Origin of the sequence: Kocuria sp. 2SI, from assembly GCF_005502825.1 — a bacterium.
GTDB classification, from domain to species: Bacteria; Actinomycetota; Actinomycetes; order Actinomycetales; family Micrococcaceae; genus Kocuria; species Kocuria palustris.
The window spans coordinates 32979-51656 of record NZ_SCNB01000017.1 but is presented as its reverse complement, the minus strand read 5'-3'; the positions used below and the strand labels follow the sequence as shown (position 1 = coordinate 51656).

Here is an 18678-nt window from a genome sequence, read left to right as displayed (position 1 = left end):
TCAGGCCCGGGAGGCGACGAGCTCGGTGAGGTTCGCCACGGTGAAGTGGCTCATGACGTCCTCGGGCGAGAGCTTGCCGTCGAGGTCCTTCTCCGCGATCTGCGGCATGACCTTCTTGAGCTGCTCCATGCCCTTGGGGGTGATGACGTCGGCGTCCTCGTCGCCGAACTCCTCGTCGGGGATGCCGCCCTGGACGTAGGAGGCCAGCTCGTCGGACTGGATCTTCACGCCGGTGGCGCGGTCGATGCGGAAGAGGATGTCGAGCAGGTCGATGGACTCGGCGCCCAGCTCGTCGAGCAGGGTGGACTCGGGCGAGATCTCGTCCAGGTCCAGGGCCAGGGCCTCGGCCACGCAGTCGCGGACCTTCTCGTAGAGCTCGGTGTTGGTCTCGGCGATCGAAGCGGTCATTGCGCTCTCCTTCTTCGTGTCGGTCCGAGCGGTGTGCTCGGCGGATCCTTCGGGGTGGTCGGGTGGTTCGCGGCGCGCCGGTCGGCGCGGGTCACTTGGGCCGGCCGAGGCCGAGCTGGGCGGCGGCGCCGCCGTCGACGGCCAGGCACTCGCCGGTCATGTAGGCGGAGTCCTCGCCTGCCAGGAAGGACACGACGCCGGCGATCTGCTCCACAGCGCCGAACCGGCGCATGGGCAGCTGCCTCTTGATCCCCGCGCCGGACTTCGCCACGAGCTCCTCGACGAGCTCGGTCGGCACGAAGCCGGGCATCACGGCGTTGACGCGGATGCCGAAGCGGGCCAGCTCGACGGCCGAGCAGCGGGTGAAGGCGTTGATCGCGCCCTTGGAGGCGGAGTAGTTGGCCTCGCCCACCCAGCCGCGCTCGCCCATGACGGAGGACATGTTGATGATCGAGCCGGTGCCGCGGGACATGAAGTGCTCCAGCACGGCCTTGGTGCCGTTGAAGACGCCGCCGAAGTTGACGTCCATGACGGAGCGCCAGTCCTCGGTCTGCATCGACGAGATCAGCACGTCCTTGGAGATCCCGGCGTTGTTCACGACCACGTCGAGCTGCCCGAAGGCCTCGATCGCGCTGGCGGCCGCGGCCTTCATCTGCTCGAGGTCGGCCACATCGCCCTGCACGGCGATCGCCTCCACGCCGAGCTCGCGGAGCTGCTCGACGGTCTCCTGCGCGGCCTCGGCGCCGGAGCGGTAGTTGACCGCCACGTCGAAGCCGTCCTGGGCCAGGCGCAGGCTCAGCGCGGCGCCGATGCCGCGGGAGCCGCCCGTGACCAGGGCGGCCCGGCGCCCGGCGCCCTCGGTCTGGTTCTGCTCGCTCATCTGATTCCTCTCGGTTGCAGCTGACATGTGCTTCGGGTCCGGCTCTTTCAGGAACCGGCCCGAGCGGCTTCGCGCAGCGACGACGGCCCGCCGAACGACGGCACGGCCCCGGGGAGCCCGTGGCGCTCGGCGGCCAGCTCGGCGACGGCTCGGCCCGAGGTCAGGGCCCGCAGCGACGACTCGCCCTCCTCCGACCAGTGCCCCGCCAGCAGCAGGCCCTTGAGCGGGGTGACGTGGGGCAGGCGCTTGGAGGCGGTCTGCGACGGGGTGTTCTCCCAGCCGTAGGCCGCTCCCCCGCGGTTGCTCGTCCAGCGCGCGTAGGTGGCCGGCGTGGCGGTCTCCATCAGGTCGAATCCGTCGCGGAATCCCGGGAAGGCCGTCTCGACGGCGGCGATCATGTCCTCTGCCAGCTCGGGCTTGGCCGCCGACCAGTCCCGGGACAGCTCGGCCGGCACCAGGCCGGTGACCGTCACCGAGTGCCTCCCGGCCGGGGCCATGCCGGGATCCACCAGGGTGGGCACCGAGGCCCAGAGCCCGCCGGGGCGCCCGTCCTGCAGCTCGGCCCAGGTCCGGCGGTGGTCCCAGTGGCGGAAGACGATGTTCTCGTCGACCATGCCCAGCTGCTGCGGGTCGCCGTCGAAGCCGCCGAACAGCGTCACGGCGGAAGGGGCCAGCGTGTAGCGCTCCACGCGCCGCTTCCAGGACGCGGGCAGGGCGTCCCAGCCCACGAGCTCTGCCAGCAGCGCGGTTCCGTCGGAGGCGCCGATCACGGTCTCGGCCAGGATCTGCTCGCCGTCGACCAGCTCCACGCCGGTCACGGCGCCGTCGGCGCTGAGCACGCGGGTGACCTCGGCGCCGGTGCGCAGCGTGCCGCCGGCCGATTCCAGCCCGCAGACGATCGCATCCACGAGGGACTGGAAGCCGCCGCGCGGGAACCATCCGCCGGTGTGGAAGGTCTCGAGCATCTGGTTGAACAGCAGGAAGGACAGCCGGTCGGGGCTCGAGCCCAGGTACGGCCAGATCGCTCCCATGACGGCGCGGGCGCGCTCGTCGTCCAGGTACGGCGCGCTGGCCGACTCGACGGTCGAACGACGGTGCTCGAGCACGCGCGGGACGCGGGCCATGACCGCCTCGATGTCCTCGGCGAGATCGAGGCGCTGCGGCATGGACGAAGTCTGCTCGTAGAGCTCGCGGCGCATCTCGAACAGCTCGGCCAGGCCGCGGGCCTGAGCCGGGAACGCGTCCTGATGCGCGGCCAGGAAGTCCTCGCGCCCGGTGGGGGCGACCATCGAGAAGCCCGGCAGATCCACCCGGTAGATCTCGCCGAAGCGCTCGAAGACGACCTGATCGGCCACGCCCAGGTGCTCGAGCAGCAGGCCGATATAGGCCTCCGGCCGCGCCTCCACGGTCACGTGGACGGCCGGGTCGAAGGTGAAGCCGTCGCGGGTGAAGGAGCGGGCGCAGCCGCCGGGGCCGTCGGCCTTCTCCAGGACGACGACGTCCAGCCCGACTCGGGCCAGCAGGGCTGCGGCGCTGAGCCCGGACAGGCCCGCGCCGATCACGATCGCATCGTGGCGGGCGCTCATGCGTCGCGCCCGGTGCTCGCAGGAGCCGGCGCGGTCCAGTCCAGAGTGATCCCGGCCCAGATCCACTTGGTGGCCTCGACGCCGATCAGGCTGACGCGCTGGCCGACCTCGATCATGCCCGAGCGCCAGGCGTGATCGAGGAACAGCGGGACGGCGGCCGAGCCGCAGGCGCCGGTGTCGGCGAGGTTGTCGAAGACCTTGCCCTCGAGGGCCTTGAAGTCGGCGTTGAGCGTGCCCTGCTCCTCCATGGAGTCCAGCAGCCAGCCCACATTGCCCTCGGGGATCAGGCACCAGTCCAGATCGGCCGGTGTCGCCCCGGCGGCGGCCAGGGTCCCGGACAGCGCCTCCAGGACCATCACGGGGGTGAACTCGCCTGCTCCGACCACGTCCACGCGCAGATCGACCAGGCGCTTGGTGCGCTGCTGCTCCACGAGCGGCTTGAACGTGCCTCCGCCCACGGCGTGGATGCCGGGCTTGCGGTTCCCGCCGATGGCCTGCTCGGCCCCGGGCTCGAGGCCCTTCGACTCGTCGTCGGAGGCCTCGACCACGATGGCGCCGGCGCCGTCGGAGAACATGTAGATCGGCACGCGGTCGCGCATGCGGATCTTCTCCTTGGGCATGGCCAGGTAGGTCCCGGCCAGCACCGGGGAGATGCACTCCGAGCCGATCACGAGCACGCGGCGCCGCGTGCCGGCCGCGATCTGCAGGCGCGCGATCTCCAGTGCCTGCACCGCGCCGGCACCGGCCGAGCGCAGCTCCATGGTCGAGACCTTCTCCAGCCCCAGCTGCTCCTGCACGTAGCCGACCGTGGGCGGCAGCGTGTACTCGGGGGTTCCGGTCGAGAGGATGATGCCGTCGATGTCCTCCGGGACCAGTCCCGCCGAGTCGAGGGCGCGATGAGCGGCCTTGGTCGCCATGTCGGCGTTGGACTCGCGGTGCTCACCGGTGCGCGGGTCGATCAGCCAGAAACGCTGCTGAATGGACAGCCCCTCCAGGACCTCGGCCGGCAGCTCGCCAGCCAGCTCCTCGATCACGTCGTTGCCGATGGGCTCGCCGGGCTGGTAGCCGCCGACGCCGGTGATCCGTGCTCGTGCCATGGTCCGTGGGGTCCTCTCGGAGGTGCTCGGGTGGTGCTGGGTCTTCGGGCAGTGCCCATCAGGGGCCGCTGCAGGGGCGGTGCGGTGGGGCCTGGCGGACGCGCTGCGCGTCCTGCTTCCGGGCTGGGAGCCGCTCGCGGCCGGCTCGGTCAGGTGCGGGCTACTGCCCGTGCTCCGGCGAGGCGCAGATCGGCGCGGCTCGCGGCGGCTGCCGTCGGATCGGCGACGGCCTGCCGTGCCACCGCCCCCGTCGCGTGCATGCCGGCGCCCTGTCCCTCGAGCGCTGTTGCCTGTCCAGCCATGCTGCAGCCTCCCTCTGGCCTGTGGTCCTGCTCGAGCGGTGTGCTCCACCGCCGTGCGGCACGGAGAGGGCGCCGATGCACTGCACGCATCGACTGCGCCTGCCCGTCGAGCCCGCAGCCTCACCGGCTTCCGCGCCGCGCCCGCCTGGCGCACCCTCCCCAGGGGCGCCGTAGTTCGCGGGCGGTCCCGGCGCGGACGTCGCACCGCGGTCATCGCCCTGGATCAGGTGGGCTCGCGCGGCGCGAGTTTCCGGTCACTGCCGAACTCGAGTATTCATCGTGGCACGTCACGGGCCTGCGTCCAGGGGCCGATCGGCGCCTGAGAGAGGACTTGTAGGCCGCTTGGCATACAAGTCGCGGACCCCGGCAGATGGGGACAGGACCCCGCCGCGCGAAGGCTCGCTCAGCTCAGGCTGAAGCCGCCCGGGGATCGATGGACGCCCCCTGCGCATCTCGAGAGGCCCCATCCGTCAAGACATAAGTGCATTTTCGCGGCGTGATTGTCCCCCGAGCGGGGAACGTGATCCCCCAGGAGTGGGGACACCCCGTCTCGCCCGGACCGGATACGCCCCGTCACATCCCCGCCCGCGCCGCGCGCCCTCCCAGGCCGGTGCCCCACGATGAAGGGGATCTCGGCCTCCGCACGGCCGCCGCACCCCACCAGGAGGACAGGACATGGATCGCACGCCCACCCCGCAGCAGGACCCGCAGACGCGGGCCTCCGGAGCTCCGCGCACGATCGCCGTGATCGGCAGCACCGGGCAGCTCGGACGCAGCGCCGTCGAGGTCTTCGCCGCCCGCGGCCACCGCGTCCTGGCAGTGGCCCGCGGCCGGCAGACGGACCTGCCGGCCGGCGTCGAGGCCCGCGTGGCCGATGTGACGCGCCCGCAGACCCTGCCGGGGGCGCTCGAGGGCGCCGAGGCCGTGCACCTTTCCCTGAGCGGAGGCAATGATCCCGAGCAGATCCGCGCCGTCGAGGACGAGGGCGTGCGGCACGTGGCACGGGCGGCCGGGCAGCTGGGCATCACCCGGATCTCGATGATCTCCGGCATGTACGCCCGCCCCGAGTTCGCCGATCACCCCGGCGAGGGGGCCAAGGTCCGCGCCGAGCAGCACCTGCTGGCCGCGCGCACACCGGCGACCGTCTTCCGACCGGCCTTCTTCGCCGAGACCCTCGAGTCCTTCGTGCAGAACGGGCGCGGCATGCTGCTGGGCTCGCAGCCGCACACCCTCCACCCCATCATCAGCGCGGACCTCATGGATGCGATCGCGCGCAGCTACGCCATGCCGCAGGCCCAGGACCGCGTCTTCGAGGTCACCGGCCGCGAGCCCATGACGCTGAAGTCCGCGCTGCGCCGCTACCTGGAGGCCACCCGCCCCGGGGCCAAGGTCACCGTGATGCCGCTGTGGTTCATGAACCCCGTCAATCGCCTGTTCATGAAGGGCGGGCTGACCCGCGCCCTGGACACCATGGGACTCATGCAGGCCCACGGCGAGATCGCCGACCCGACGACCTACTTCCACGTCTTCGGCGAGCAGACCACCCCGTTCGACGCCTGGCTCGAGCAGCAGCCGGTGCGCAGCGCCTGAGCCGCAGCCCCTGCGCGCTGTCGCCCCGCGCCGCGCTGATAGCCTCGGCGGGGCCGCAGACCGCGGCCCGTTGTCGTGTCGGCATCCCGACGAGGAGGCGGTCGTGCAGCTGCTGGACCCTGAGGCGGTATTCCACGCTGTCGACCTGGCGGGGGTGTTCGTCAACGCCGTGCTCGGCGGAGCGATCGCCCGCTCCCTGAAACTGGACATCATCGGCTTCCTGGTCCTGGCCGTGCTCTCCGGGCTGGGCGGCGGCATGATCCGCGATGTCCTGCTCCAGAACGGCAGGCCGGTGGCCCTCAGCGATCCGACCTACCTCATCACCGCGCTGATCGGCACGGGCCTGATCTTCAACCTCCCGATCAAAGGCCGCTGGATGCACCGGGCCCTCTCGGCGGCGGATGCGCTGGCCCTGGGCTGCTGGGCCGCCACCGGCGCCTCCAAGGGGCTGGCCGCCGGGCTGGGCTGGATCCCGGCGATCATGCTGGGCATGATCACCGCGGTCGGCGGCGGCGCCGTGCGCGATGTCTGCATCGGCCGCGTCCCCGGCATCTTCGGCGGCAACACCCTCACGGCCACCACTGCGTTCGCCAGCGCGCTGACCATGGCGGCCGTGTGGGAGCTGGGTCGACCCAACTGGGGCATGGGGGCCGCGATCCTCCTGGCGGCCCTGCTGACCGTGCTCACGCGCACCCTGGGGTGGACGCTTCCGGGTCAGGGCGGCTGGGATGTCGGCTCGGCAGGGCGGCAGCTGGCCCGCACCGCCAGCGCCAAGAGGCCGCGGATCGTGGTGCACAAGGGTCGGCTGGGCCGGCAGCGCAGCCAGCGCAATGAGCAGGCCCGCACGGGGATGGTGCCCATCGTCCAGGTCGAGCGGGAGGACTCCGCCGCCTCGGACAAGGACGACGACTGAGCGCACTCACCTGCCGCCGCCCGGGCTCAGCGCCCGCCTGAGGCCAGCAGTCGCAGGCCCTCCTGCCGGCGCTGCAGCACGATCTCCAGGATCTCCTCGGCCACTGCGTCCTCGGCGAGCAGCGGCGCCGAGATCCGCTCGGCTCCGGCGTCCGCGGCCCGGTCGTGGAACTGCCCCGGCGCCAGCAGGAACGACGCCGCCGTGACCGGCCGCCCCGTCCGCTTCCGCACCGCCTCCACGGCCTCCGGCGCCGATGGCTGCGCGGCCGAGACGAAGCCCGTCTCCACGGGGCGCCCCAGACGCCCCGCGAGATCCTGCGCCTGGGCGCGGACATCGGCCACCGCGCGCTCGTCGGAGGAGCCGGCGGCGATCAGCACGATCGGATCCTCGCTGCGCTCGCCTGCCCCGGCCGCGGCGTGGCCGTCTTCGGCCGCAACGGGCTCCTGCTCAGCCTCCGCCAGCCGGCGCGCGAGCAGCGTGGAGAGCCGCGGATCCGGTCCCAGAGCACCGACGACGACATGGTGCGGCCGCCCGTGCACGGCCAGCTCCAGATCGTGGCGCACGTGGTAGCCGGCGGACAGCAGCAGGGGCACGATCACGACCGGGCGATCAGCCAGCTCGGCGCATCGCTGAGCGACATCCGGGGTCTGCACGTCGACCCAGGTCTCGACCACCTCGGTTCCCGGCAGCAGGCGCCCGACCTGCTCGGTGATCCGCGCCGTGGCGCGCTGAGCCGTCGGCGAGCGCGAGCCGTGCGCGCACAGCAGCAGGACGGGATCGACCTCGGACCGGGGTCCGGGGGCTCCGGCGCCCCGCGCGCTCACGGGCGCAGCGCCACGACGACCCGGCCCTGCGGGGAGACGGTCGCGTCGTGGACGGGCAGCTCGTAGGCATCGGTCGTGAGGCACTGGCCCGTGCGCAGGTCGTAGACCTCCTTGTAGAGCGGGGAGGCGATCGTGGGGGTCCCGTCGAGCGTGGCGCCCACGATCCCGCGGGCGATCACGAGCGCGCCCGAGCGGGGATCGGCGTGATCCACCGCGGCCACGGTGTCGTCCGGCAGCCGGAAGACGGCCACCTGGCGGCCCTCGACCAGGGCGACCTCGCCCCAGCCGGTCTCCAGGTCCTCGAGGCGGCAGATCTCGACGGCGGTCGTGGCGCTCATGATGCGGCTCCTTGCCTGGGTCCTCGGGCGCGGCGAGCGCCGTGCCCGGTGTGCGAGCCCTCCGCAGGAGGCCTCGAGAGGCGCCGCGAGCTCGGCGCGGCCCTGTCCCGAACCGTACCCGCAGGCCGCTGCCGCGCGCAGGTCCCGCAGCATCTGAAGGCAACTGAGGTCCTCCTTGCCCGGGGGCGCGTGGTCTGATCGGAACGAGCCCACCCGCGATGCGAAGGAAGCCACTCATGTCAGAGACCACCGCCCAGGACACCTCGACGGGACGCCGGATCCTCGTCATCGGAGGGGGCCCCGCCGCCCACCGCTTCGTGCAGTCCATGCTCAAGCGCGGGCTCGGCCAGGACACGATCACGGTGCTCTCCGAGGAGCAGTGGACCCCGTACGACCGCGTGGCCCTGGAGAAGCTGTTCGTGGACGCCGAGCGCGACCTCACGCTGGGCGATCCGCAGATGTGGCAGACACCGGGCATCGAGCTGCGCTCGGGCCAGCGCGCCGCCGAGCTGGACGTCAAGGCCCGCACGGTGCTCACCCGCAGCGGCGAGACCTTCGCCTACGACGAGCTCGTGCTGGCCACCGGCTCGAACGCCGCTACCCTGAACATCCCGGGCGCCCACCGGGTCCACGTCTTCCGCACGATCGACGACGTACGCGGCATCGTGGCCGAGGTCGAGCAGCTGAAGCAGAAGCTGGGGCGCGCCCCGCGCGGGGTGGTCGTGGGCGGCGGTCTGCTCGGTCTGGAGGCCGCCGCCGGGCTTCTGGATCTGGGTGCGGAGGCCACCATCCTGGACGTCGCAGAATTCCTGCTGTGCACCCAGATGGACCGCGAGGGCGGACTGGCCGTCAACTCGCTGATGCGCGAGCAGGGCCTGGACGTGCAGTGCTCGAGCTATATCCAGGGCGTGGAGCTGGACGAGCAGGAGAACGTGATCGGCGTGAACGTCGCCGACGGCCCCGGCCCCGAGGCGGTGGTGCGCCGGCTCGAGGCGGACATGGTCATCCTGGGCGTGGGCATCCGCCCCCGCTCCGGCCTGGCGCGGCGCTCAGGCTTCCACCTGGACCCGCGCGGCGGCGTGGTCGTCGACGAGGCCTGCCGCACCTCCGTGGCCCACGTGTGGGCCATCGGCGAGGTCGCGCACATCCTGGGCCAGACCTGGGGCCTGGTGGGCCCTGCCAACAAGATGGCCGAGGTCGTGGCCGATCGCCTCCACGGCGGGGACGGCGAGGTCTCCGGCTTCGATACCTCGACCCGGCTGAAGTTCGCTGGCGTGGACGTGGCCTCCTTCGGCGACGTCTACGCGACCACACCCGGGGCGATCGAGGTCGATTACTCCGATCCGGTGGCCGGGATCTATCAGAAGCTCGTGGTGGCCGAGGACCGCGAGACCCTGATCGGCGGCGTGTTCGTGGGCAATGCCGAGCCCTACGACGCCCTGCGCCCCCTGCAGGGCCGACCGCTGCCGGCCGAGCCGGCTCGCTACCTCTCCGCGGCCGGCGGCGACGCCCCCGAGACCGAGCTGCCCGATGACGCCATCCTGTGCTCGTGCAACGGCGTGCCCTTCGGGGAGATCCGCCAGGCCGTGCGCGACGGCCACCAGTCCGTGCCGGAGCTGAAGAAGCGCACGGATGCCGGCACCCAGTGCGGTTCGTGCGTGCCGATGATGCACAAGACGCTCGAGAAGACCATGGCCGAGATGGGCCTGACGGTCTCCAAGGCGCTGTGCGAGCACTTCGAGCTCTCGCGCGCCGAGCTCTACGCGGCGGTGCGCGCCACCGGCATCCGCACGTTCCCGGAGGCCCTGGAGCGCTTCGGCAGGGGTCAGGACGGCTGCGCGATCTGCAAGCCCACCATGGCCTCGATCCTGGCCTCCCAGCCGCACGCCTACGTGCTCGACGAGGGCCGCGGCACCCTGCAGGACACCAACGACCGCAACCTGGGCAACATGCAGAAGGACGGCACCTACTCGGTGGTCCCGCGTATCCCGGGCGGGGAGATCACCCCGGAGAAGCTCGCGGTGATCGCCGAGGTCGGGCACGAATACGGGCTCTACACCAAGATCACGGGCGCTCAGCGCATCGGGCTCTACGGCGCCCGACTCGAGGAGCTGCCCGCGATCTGGAAGCGGTTCGTGGACGCGGGCTTCGAGTCCGGGCAGGCCTACGGCAAGTCCCTGCGCAACGTGAAGTCCTGCCTGGGCTCCACCTGGTGCCGCTACGGCGTGCAGGACTCCGTGGGCATGGGCATCCGCCTGGAGAACCGCTACCGCGGGCTGCGCTCGCCGCACAAGTTCAAGATCGGCTCCTCGGGCTGCGCCCGCGACTGCGCGGAGTCCCAGTCCAAGGACATCGGCGTGATGGCCACCCCCGAGGGCTGGACGCTGTATCTGGGCGGCAACGGCGGGGCGAATCCCGCTCACGGCAGGGTCTTCGCCGAGTCCGTCTCGGAGGCCGAGCTTGTGCAGTACGTGGACCGCTACCTCATGTACTACATCCGCACCGCGGACAAGCTGCAGCGCACCGCCCGATGGCTCGAGGACCTCGACGAGGAGTACGGCGACGGCATCGTCCACCTCAAGGCGGTGCTGATCGACGACTCCCTGGGCATCTGCGCCGACCTGGAGGCGGACATGCAGCGCCAGGTCGAGGGCTACGAGGACGAGTGGGCCGCGACCCTGCGCGACCCGCAGCGCCTGCGCCGGTTCCGCCCGTTCGTCAACGACCCGGATGCCTCGGACGACTCCGCCCGCCAGTACGTGCTCGAGCGCGAGCAGATCCGCCCGGCCACCCCGGAGGAGATCGCCGCCGCCGAGGACGGCACGGGCCCGGTGCTGATCTCCGGGACCCGCATCCCGGTGGGCGCCCAGGGCTGAGCCGCACTCCGCCGGGGGCGTGGACCAGACGACCGGCCTGCCGTTCTAGGCTGATCACATGCTTCTCGACACCTCTGTGGACGGCGTTCGCCTCCTGCTGCTCGGCGCCGACGACGACTCCCGCCCGGCCAGGCGCTTGCGCGCCGCCGGCGCCGAGGTCCGCGCGGTCGCCGGTCCGGCTGGTGCCGCCGGTGCTGGTTCCGGCGCCGCGGCCGAGGCGGGCGAGACACCCGGCGACGAGGCCGCTGCCGAGCAGGCCCTGAGAGGCGGGGCACCGGGACTCGTCGTCGTGGTCGGCGATCGCGCCCCGTGGGAGGGGCTGCTGCTGCGGCTCCGTGAGGCCCACGGACCCGTGCCGGTCTCGATCGTGCCCGCCCCCGGCAAGGGCGTGTCCCTGGTGGGCGGCGGCCCCGGTGCGCCGGAGCTGATGACAGTGCGCGGGCTGGAGGCCGTGGCCGATGCCGACGTCGTGCTGCTGGACCGGCTGGCCCCGCAGGGCGTCGTCGAGACCCAGGCCCCGCACGCCGAGATCGTGCGCGTGGGCAAGTGGCCCGGGCACCACCCGGTGCCCCAGGAGCAGATCCAGCGCCAGCTGCTCACCGCGGCCTCCCGCGGCCGCCGCGTGGTGCGCCTCAAGGGCGGGGATCCCTACGTCTTCGGCCGCGGCGGGGAGGAGGCCGCCGACTGCGAGTCCTGGGGCATCCCCGTGGAGACCGTTCCCGGCATCACCTCCGCCGTGGCCGTGCCCGGCGCGGCTGGCATCCCACTGACCTTCCGCGAGGTCTCCCGGGCCTTCACCGTGGCCTCCGGGCACCTGCCCTTCGACGACGACGAGCTGGCCGGCTTCGCGCGGCTGCTGGGCACCGGAGCCACCCTCGTGGTGCTGATGGGGGTCTCCACCCTGCCGCAGCTCGTGAGCGGGCTGATGCGCGCCGGGGTCTCCCCCGAGCTGCCGATCGCCGTGGTGGAGAAGGGCTTCTCCCCCGATCAGCGCACGCTCACGGGCCAGCTGGGCAGCGCCGTCGTAGACCTGGCCTCGGCGGTCTCGCCCGCGGTGACCGTGATCGGGCCGGTCGCCGCGCTGGCCGCCGAGGACCGCGAGCGCGTGCTCGGCGAGCTCACCCCGCACCGGGCCGTGGCACCGCCCGACATCGCGCAGAAGGACCTGCCGCTGGCCGGGCGGCGCATCGCGGTGACCGCCCACCGCCGGGCCGAGGACCAGATGGGCGCGCTGCGCCGTCGCGGGGCCGAGGTCCTGGCCGCTCCGTCGCTGAAGCTCGTACCCGTGGAGCAGGAAGAGCAGGTCATCGCCGACACGCGCCGCCTGCTGGCCGCACGCCCGGGGCTGTTCGTGATCACCACGGGCTACGGCTTCAAGCGGTGGTGGGAGGTCGTGGAGGCGGCCGGGCTGTCCCAGGAAGCGCTCGAGGTCCTCTCTGAGGCCGATCTGTGGGTGCGCGGGCCCAAGGGACGGGCGGCCGTGCGCAATCTGGGGCTGCAGGACGCGGGCATCTCCCCCGACGAGACCCTGCCCCGTCTCGTCGACCTGCTGCAGGAGGCCTACGGCCGCGGCCTCAGCGGCGCCGTGGTGGGCTGGCAGGAGAACGGGTTCGCGGATCGGGACCAGCGTCAGCGCCTGGCCGAGGCCGGGGCGCAGATCCTGACGGTCACCCCGCACCGATGGGCCGACGCCGATGAGACCGGCGCCGTGCCCGAACTCGTGCGCGAGGTCTGCGCCCGACGGATCGATGCAGTCACCTTCACCTCGGCCGCCGGCGCCCAGGCCCTCGTCTCCGCAGCCGCCGCCCTGGGACTGGCCGAGGACTTCGCCGCGGCCTTCCACCCGGGGCAGGACGCATCGGCCCGCGCGGTGGTCGCGGCGACTGTGGGGCCGGTGACCGCTCAGCCCCTCGAGGAGGCCGGGATCCCCGCCCTGGTGCCCGAGCGGTTCCGCATGGGCGCCATGATCAACCAGCTCTGCGACGTCCTGGGACCCGGGCCGCAGCGCTGAGGCGCACTGACGAGTTCAGCGAGCCGGCGTCGGGGCTGCCCGATACCCTCGACAGCAGAGACCGCCGAGCCGCCCACAGGTCGCCGCGCGGCATCCGAGCCGCTGCCCGTCCGCACAGGGCGGGATCCCCCACACATGAGGAAGGCCCAGCACATGACCTCCGCCTACGACCCCACCGAGCGCCAGCCCATCTCCTCGCTGTCGGACATCACCGCCGCAGACATCGCCTCGCGCGTGGATCACACCCTGCTCAAGCCGGAGGCCTCCGCGGAGGCCATCGACCAGCTGTGCGCCGAGGCCCGTGAGCACGGCTTCGCCTCGGTGTGCGTCAACGGAGTGTGGGTGGCCCGTGCCGCCGAGGCCCTGGCGGGCTCGAATGTGCTGGTGTGCACCGTCGTCGGATTCCCCCTGGGCGCCTCCACGCCCGAGGCCAAGGCCTGGGAGGCCCGCGAGGCCATCCGCAACGGCGCCCAGGAGATCGACACGGTCCTGGACATCGCGGCAGCCCGCGCCGGCGACCGCCCCACCATGGAGCACGACGTCCGCACGGTGGCCGAGGCCGTCCACGAAGGCGGGGCGCAGCTGAAGACCATCATCGAGACCTGCCTGCTCGAGGACTCCCAGAAGACCGTCGCCTGCGAGGCAGCCGTGGCCGGTGGCACCGACTACGTGAAGACCTCCACCGGCTTCTCCACCGGCGGCGCCACGGTCCATGACGTCGAGCTGATGCGCGCGGCCGTGGGCCGAGGCATCGGCGTGAAGGCCTCCGGCGGCATCCGCACGCACGAGGCGGCCGTCGAGATGCTGCGCGCCGGGGCCTCGCGCATCGGCGCCTCGGCCGGAGCCGCCCTGCTCGGCTGAGCCGCCGCGCGCCCTCGGGCCACGGCTGGGCAGCTCGCGGGCAGGGGCTCGGAGCGACCGCTGCACGAAGGACGTACACTGGCCGTCAGGAACCCGCACGATCGCGGCCGCACCCGCCGCACCATGGAAACGAGGACTCAATGGCTGTCGATGCCCAGGGACGCAAGGTCCGCCGTCATTCCGGCGAAGGCACCGGCGCGGTCAGCCTGATCCTGCTGATCGGCGCCATGGCCACCATCCTGGTGAGCTTCTACCTGTTCGCCTACCACGATAATTGGCTCTTCCTGCTGGGCATCGGCGTCTACGGAGCGGCCCTGCTGGTCCCCACCGGGATCATGGCCTCCAAGACCCGCTCGCGCCCCATCGGCGGGCACGAGACGGCGCTGGACCTGCCGGCCTCGGCTGCGACCAACATCAGCAAGCCCGCCGGCCACTGAGCCTCGTCCGGAGCATCTTCCGGCCCCTTCACGGCGCGCCGCCCCTCCCCTCGCGGGATCGGGCGGCGCGCCGTCGTCGTACCCAGGAATGTGGCCTCGGCAGCGTTGCGGGCCCGCTGCCGCCCCCGAGCCGCCAGGAGGAGTCGCCTGTGCAGGCCTTCGCGGCGCGAAGGCCTGCACAGGCGATCTCTCACGGGCGGACACGCAGGGTATGGGCAGGAATGAGTACGCGGTCGAGGATCGTCGCCGAGGGGACCCATCCGCCGCAATTCGGGCCCGGAAGGCCGTCCGCTGCGTCCCCTCGGCGTGCTCCTGTCTCCCGCAGTCTCGAACGGGATGGCTGGGGGTGCCGGCTGGGGAGGGCGGACGGGACGACAGAAGCCCCGCACCGACCAGGGTGCGGGGCTTCTCCTGCGTCACGGGCCGAAGGGCCTGCGCGACGCGCGCGGGTCGTCAGCCGCAGCGAGCTGCCCGAGGGTCAGGTGCTCCATCTGCGGGTCTGCCGCTTCAGCGGGAGGTGCTGGTGCCCCCAAGGTCACAAGCACCTTCTGCACAGTACAGCGGCAGGGTGGTGAACCCGTCTCCGCTCAACCTTCAGAAGAATAGGTGAGATGTCCTCGATCAGGTAGCGATCCGTGCAGAAAAGCGGACATGTCCCCTTAAATAGCCGAAGTAGATGAGCTTCCGCACAGTAGAGGACATCTGCGCCCTGGCGTGGGACGACGTTGGGATCACTGCGAACCGCTCTGCGCCTGCGCTGTGCTCGACGATGCCTGCGGCTCCTGCGCCTCGAAGATCGACACGAGCACCTGGCGAGCCCAGTCGATCACGGCGGCATCGGTGAGGTCCTTGCCTCCGACGCGCGCCGTCTTGGGCTTGGGGATCAGGACCTGACGGGCACCGGAGGCGTCGGCCCCCGGAACCGGCACGATCTTGGATCCAGGGTGCATGCGCTGCAGGCGCATCTGCTTGGACTCGGGCAGATCGGCCGGGGCGAAGCGGATGCTCGGCCCCTGCACAGCGATGTCCGACAGGCCCACCGAGCGGGCCATCACACGCAGGCGGGCGACCTCGAGCAGCAGCCGCGCCGGCTCCGGAAGCTCGCCGAAGCGGTCCTCCAGCTCGGCCTCGACCTCGCGGATGCCGTCCACGTCGGAGGCCTGGGCCAGGGTGCGGTAGGCATCCAGGCGCAGGCGCTCCCCCGGGACGTAGTCGTGCGGCAGGTGCGCGTTGACCGGCAGCTCGATCTTCATCTCCGTGGGCGCGGTGTCCTCGTCACCGCGGAACTCGGAGACGGCCTCGCCGACCAAGCGCAGGTACATGTCGAAGCCCACGCCCTGGATGTGACCGGACTGCTCGCCGCCCAGCAGGTTGCCGGCACCGCGGATCTCGAGGTCCTTCTGCGCCAGCTGCAGGCCGGCGCCGAGCTCGTTGTGCGCGGCCACGGCCTTGAGCCGCTCCAGGGCGGTCTCGGTCAGCGGCTTCTCGACGTCGTAGAGGAAGTAGGCGTAGGCCCGCTCGCGGCCGCGGCCCACGCGCCCGCGCAGCTGGTGCAGCTGCGAGAGCCCGTACTTGTCCGCGCCGTCGACGATCAGGGTGTTGGCGTTGGCGATGTCCAGGCCGGTCTCCACGATCGTGGTCGAGACCAGGACGTCGAAGCGCTTCTCGTAGAAGTCCAGGATGATCTGCTCGAGCTCGGTCTCTGACATCTGCCCGTGCGCCACCGCCACGCGGGCCTCCGGGACCAGCTGGGCGATCTCCGAGGCACGGCGGGTGATCGACGAGACCCGGTTGTGCACGAAGAAGACCTGGCCCTCGCGCATGAGCTCGCGGCGGATCGCGGCGGTGACCTGCCGGTCCGTGTAGGCGCCCACGTACGTCAGCACGGGGTGGCGCTCCTCCGGCGGCGTAGCCAGCGTGGAGGTCTCGCGGATGCCGGTCAGCGACATCTCGAGCGTGCGCGGGATGGGGGTCGCGGACATGGACAGCACATCGACGTCCGTGCGCATGGCCTTGAGCTTCTCCTTGTGCTCCACACCGAAGCGCTGCTCCTCGTCCACGATGATCAGCCCGAGGTCCTTGAACTGGACCTCCTTGCTCAACAGGCGGTGGGTGCCCACCACCAGGTCCACGGAGCCGTCGCGCAGCCCAGCCAGGACCTCCTTGGACTCCTTGGGGGTCTGGAAGCGGGACAGTCCCGCCACGCGCACGGGGAAGCCCGAGTAGCGCTGGGAGAACGTCTCGACGTGCTGCTGGCCCAGCAGCGTGGTCGGCACGAGCACCGCGACCTGCTTGCCGTCCTGGATGGCCTTGAAGGCCGCACGCACCGCGACCTCGGTCTTGCCGTAGCCGACGTCACCGGAGATCAGGCGGTCCATGGGGACCTCCTTCTCCATGTCGGCCTTGACCTCGTCGATCGTGGTGAGCTGATCGGGGGTCTCGATGTAGGGGAAGGCCTCCTCGAGCTCGCGCTGCCACGGGGTGTCCGGGCCGAAGGCGTGGCCCCGCGTGGCCATGCGCGCCGAGTACAGGCGGATCAGCTCGGCGGCGATGTCCTTGACCGCCCGCTTGGCCGCGCGCTTCTTGGCATTCCAGTCCGAGCCGCCCATCTTGGACAGCACCGGAGCCTCCCCGCCCTGATAGGTCGAGATCTGGTCCAGCTGGTCCGTGGGCACGAACAGCCGGTCCTTGGGCCCATTGCGCTTGGACGGGGCGTACTCGAGCACCAGGTACTCGCGCTGCGGCTTGGGCTGCCCGGGCTTGGTCACCGCACCGGCGATCGGTCGGGCGATCAGCTCGATGAACTGACCGACGCCGTGCTGCTCGTGGACCACGTAGTCGCCGGGCTGCAGCGCCAGCGGATCCACCGCGTTGCGCCGGGGCCGCTGCGGCAGCGCCGTCTTGGTCTTGGCCGCGTAGGACGACGAGCGCCCCAGGACGTCGGCCTCGCTGAGCAGCGCCACGCGCTGGTCGTCGAGCACGAAGCCCGTGGACACCCCGGCTGTGGTCAGCTCGACGACGCCGGCGGTGGGCTCGACCTCCAGGGACTCGTGGCGAGCGGCGGGGATGTCCGCGCTGCCCATCAGCTCCGCCAGGCGCTGCAGCGGACCCGGCCCCTCGGTCACGGCCACCACGCGCCAGCCCTCGCGCACGAGCGAGCCCAGGTGCTCCAGCAGAGCCTCCACATCGCCGCCGAAGCGCCGCGGTGCCCGCCCCGAGACGGTCAGGGTGTCGGCGTCGGTGTCCATCAGCCGCACGAGCGCCTCGTCGGTGTCGGCGTCGACCTCCGAGAGCTGCGCGCCCACGGTCAGTGCGGTCGTGGACCACCAGCCCAGCCCGGCCTCCAGAGCGGTCTCCCGGGACTGGGCCAGCGTGTGGAAGGACCCGGAGGCCAGGGTGCGGCCGTCGTCCTCCAGGGACTGGGCCTGGGCCACGTCCAGCGGCGCCTGATCGGTGTCCGCCGCGGACTCCCAGGCCGCGGCCAGGAACTCCTCGTTCGTGGCCACCAGGTCCTCGGCACGGGCACGGACCTTCTCCGGCTCCTGCACCACCACGATCGACCCGGCAGGCAGCAGCGAGAGCACGGGCACCATGCGATCGGCCAGCAACGGGGCCAGCGACTCCATGCCCTCCGAGTAGATGCCGCCGGCGATGCGCTCCAGGATGGCCTCCGCACCGGGCAGGCGATCCTTCAGCCGGGCGGCGCGCGACTGCACCGCAGGGGTGATCAGCAGCTCGCGGCACGGCGGAGCCACGATGCGCTGCGGGTGCTCGCCGCTGCGCAGGGTGCGCTGATCGGCCACCGCGAACCAGCGCAGCTCCTCGATCTCATCGCCGAAGAACTCGACGCGCACCGGATGATCGGCGGTGGGCGGGAAGACGTCGAGGATCCCTCCGCGCACGGCGAACTCGCCGCGGCGGGAGACCATGTCCGTGCGGGAGTAGGCGGCATCGGCGAGGGCCCGGACGGTGTCGTCGAAGGACTGCTCGGCCCCGCGCTCGAGGACCACCGGCTGCAGGTCCCCCATGCCCTCCACGACCGGCTGCAGCACCGCGCGCACCGGAGCCACGATGACATCCAGCGCCCCCTGCTCCGGGTGAGCCAGCCGGCGCATGACGTCCAGGCGCTGGCCCACGGTGTCCGAGCGCGGCGAGAGCCGCTCGTGCGGCAGCGTCTCCCAGGCCGGAAGCGAGGCGACCTGAGCCTGCGGGGCCCAGGCCGGCAGCTGCTGCTCGAGCTCCTCGGCCTCCCGGCCCGTGGCGGTGACCACGAGCAGCACCGGCTGCTGACCGTCGGAGGCCGGAGCACTGCGCAGACCCGCCAGCAGCTGGCTGATCAGCACCGGGCGCATGCCATCGGCCACGCTGATCACGGTCTCGGCGGAGCGCTCCGCAGGGCGCACGCCCGCCTGGGCGCGGACCGTGGCCAGCGAGGGCTCCTGGGCGAGGATGTCGGCGAGGCCGGTGAGGGACATGTGCTGCGGGACTCCTGGTGGGCACGGCTGGATCGAGAAGGGCGCGGTCTGGGGCGACACGGCGAATGGCCCTGCACTCG

Annotated in this window: 14 protein-coding genes; 6 read left to right on the top strand and 8 right to left on the bottom strand. The window is 72.1% G+C overall.

Annotation, left to right across the window (positions count from 1 at the left end; all coding sequences use genetic code 11):
- The 5 genes from FFS25_RS10095 to FFS25_RS13445 all read right to left on the bottom strand — a co-directional run bounded on the left by FFS25_RS10095 (position 1) and on the right by FFS25_RS13445 (position 4273).
- Positions 1 to 408: a phosphopantetheine-binding protein gene (locus FFS25_RS10095; protein ID WP_137802817.1), complete on the bottom strand. Its 408-nt coding sequence runs from the start codon at positions 406 to 408 to the stop codon at positions 1 to 3.
- A 91-nt stretch (positions 409 to 499) separates the two neighbouring features.
- Positions 500 to 1288 carry a 3-oxoacyl-ACP reductase FabG gene (gene fabG / locus FFS25_RS10090; protein ID WP_058871732.1) on the bottom strand — a complete coding sequence of 263 codons (789 nt, stop codon included), beginning with the start codon at positions 1286 to 1288 and terminating at the stop codon, positions 500 to 502.
- Between the two features lie 47 nt (positions 1289 to 1335).
- Positions 1336 to 2874: a phytoene desaturase family protein gene (locus tag FFS25_RS10085; RefSeq protein ID WP_137802816.1), complete on the bottom strand. Its 1539-nt coding sequence runs from the start codon at positions 2872 to 2874 to the stop codon at positions 1336 to 1338.
- Positions 2871 to 3971, bottom strand: coding sequence for a 3-oxoacyl-ACP synthase III family protein (locus FFS25_RS10080; protein WP_137802815.1), 1101 nt, complete (start codon positions 3969 to 3971; stop codon positions 2871 to 2873). Before FFS25_RS10080 ends, FFS25_RS10085 begins: the two co-directional genes overlap by 4 nt.
- Before the next feature lie 149 nt (positions 3972 to 4120).
- Positions 4121 to 4273 (bottom strand): hypothetical protein, encoded by a 153-nt coding sequence (locus tag FFS25_RS13445; protein ID WP_171004167.1) that lies wholly within the window; start codon positions 4271 to 4273, stop codon positions 4121 to 4123.
- Between the two features lie 675 nt (positions 4274 to 4948).
- On the opposite strand from FFS25_RS13445, the gene FFS25_RS10075 reads away from it, so the two are divergent.
- Positions 4949 to 5863 (top strand): SDR family oxidoreductase, encoded by a 915-nt coding sequence (locus FFS25_RS10075; protein WP_137802814.1) that lies wholly within the window; start codon positions 4949 to 4951, stop codon positions 5861 to 5863.
- Between the two features lie 103 nt (positions 5864 to 5966).
- A complete protein-coding gene (locus FFS25_RS10070) occupies positions 5967 to 6776 on the top strand; it encodes a trimeric intracellular cation channel family protein (protein ID WP_137802813.1) in 810 nt (269 codons plus the stop codon).
- Between the two features lie 26 nt (positions 6777 to 6802).
- Here FFS25_RS10070 and FFS25_RS10065 read toward each other — a convergent pair whose 3' ends face one another.
- On the bottom strand, positions 6803 to 7600 hold the full coding sequence (locus FFS25_RS10065) for a sirohydrochlorin chelatase (RefSeq protein WP_137802812.1): 798 nt from the start codon (positions 7598 to 7600) through the stop codon (positions 6803 to 6805).
- Entirely contained in the window at positions 7597 to 7938 is a 342-nt protein-coding gene (gene nirD / locus FFS25_RS10060; RefSeq protein WP_061710765.1) for a nitrite reductase small subunit NirD, read from the bottom strand. Before nirD ends, FFS25_RS10065 begins: the two co-directional genes overlap by 4 nt.
- Positions 7939 to 8174: 236 nt before the next feature.
- Here nirD and nirB point away from each other — a divergent pair, with 236 nt between their 5' ends.
- The 4 genes from nirB to FFS25_RS10040 all read left to right on the top strand — a co-directional run bounded on the left by nirB (position 8175) and on the right by FFS25_RS10040 (position 14123).
- Entirely contained in the window at positions 8175 to 10814 is a 2640-nt protein-coding gene (gene nirB / locus FFS25_RS10055; protein WP_137802811.1) for a nitrite reductase large subunit NirB, read from the top strand.
- A gap of 58 nt (positions 10815 to 10872) precedes the next feature.
- Positions 10873 to 12825, top strand: a complete 1953-nt coding sequence (gene cobA, locus FFS25_RS14040; RefSeq protein ID WP_137802810.1) for a uroporphyrinogen-III C-methyltransferase — start codon at positions 10873 to 10875, stop codon at positions 12823 to 12825.
- A gap of 153 nt (positions 12826 to 12978) precedes the next feature.
- Positions 12979 to 13686 carry a deoxyribose-phosphate aldolase gene (gene deoC / locus FFS25_RS10045; RefSeq protein ID WP_235586791.1) on the top strand — a complete coding sequence of 236 codons (708 nt, stop codon included), beginning with the start codon at positions 12979 to 12981 and terminating at the stop codon, positions 13684 to 13686.
- A gap of 140 nt (positions 13687 to 13826) precedes the next feature.
- On the top strand, positions 13827 to 14123 hold the full coding sequence (locus FFS25_RS10040) for a hypothetical protein (protein WP_024290039.1): 297 nt from the start codon (positions 13827 to 13829) through the stop codon (positions 14121 to 14123).
- 731 nt (positions 14124 to 14854) lie between these two features.
- Here the strand turns inward: FFS25_RS10040 and mfd are convergent.
- Positions 14855 to 18598, bottom strand: coding sequence for a transcription-repair coupling factor (gene mfd / locus FFS25_RS10035; RefSeq protein WP_137802809.1), 3744 nt, complete (start codon positions 18596 to 18598; stop codon positions 14855 to 14857).
- Positions 18599 to 18678: the final 80 nt, after the last annotated feature.

Excerpts from the sequence above, each read along its gene's own strand:
- FFS25_RS10095 (WP_137802817.1), bottom strand. The coding sequence starts at position 408 with ATGACCGCTTCGATCGCCGAGACCAACACCGAGCTCTACGAGAAGGTC.
- fabG (WP_058871732.1), bottom strand. The coding sequence starts at position 1,288 with ATGAGCGAGCAGAACCAGACCGAGGGCGCCGGGCGCCGGGCCGCCCTG.
- FFS25_RS10085 (WP_137802816.1), bottom strand. The coding sequence starts at position 2,874 with ATGAGCGCCCGCCACGATGCGATCGTGATCGGCGCGGGCCTGTCCGGG.
- FFS25_RS10080 (WP_137802815.1), bottom strand. The coding sequence starts at position 3,971 with ATGGCACGAGCACGGATCACCGGCGTCGGCGGCTACCAGCCCGGCGAG.
- FFS25_RS13445 (WP_171004167.1), bottom strand. The coding sequence starts at position 4,273 with ATGGCTGGACAGGCAACAGCGCTCGAGGGACAGGGCGCCGGCATGCAC.
- FFS25_RS10075 (WP_137802814.1), top strand. The coding sequence starts at position 4,949 with ATGGATCGCACGCCCACCCCGCAGCAGGACCCGCAGACGCGGGCCTCC.
- nirD (WP_061710765.1), bottom strand. The coding sequence starts at position 7,938 with ATGAGCGCCACGACCGCCGTCGAGATCTGCCGCCTCGAGGACCTGGAG.
- nirB (WP_137802811.1), top strand. The coding sequence starts at position 8,175 with ATGTCAGAGACCACCGCCCAGGACACCTCGACGGGACGCCGGATCCTC.
- cobA (WP_137802810.1), top strand. The coding sequence starts at position 10,873 with ATGCTTCTCGACACCTCTGTGGACGGCGTTCGCCTCCTGCTGCTCGGC.
- deoC (WP_235586791.1), top strand. The coding sequence starts at position 12,979 with ATGACCTCCGCCTACGACCCCACCGAGCGCCAGCCCATCTCCTCGCTG.
- FFS25_RS10040 (WP_024290039.1), top strand. The coding sequence starts at position 13,827 with ATGGCTGTCGATGCCCAGGGACGCAAGGTCCGCCGTCATTCCGGCGAA.
- mfd (WP_137802809.1), bottom strand. The coding sequence starts at position 18,598 with ATGTCCCTCACCGGCCTCGCCGACATCCTCGCCCAGGAGCCCTCGCTG.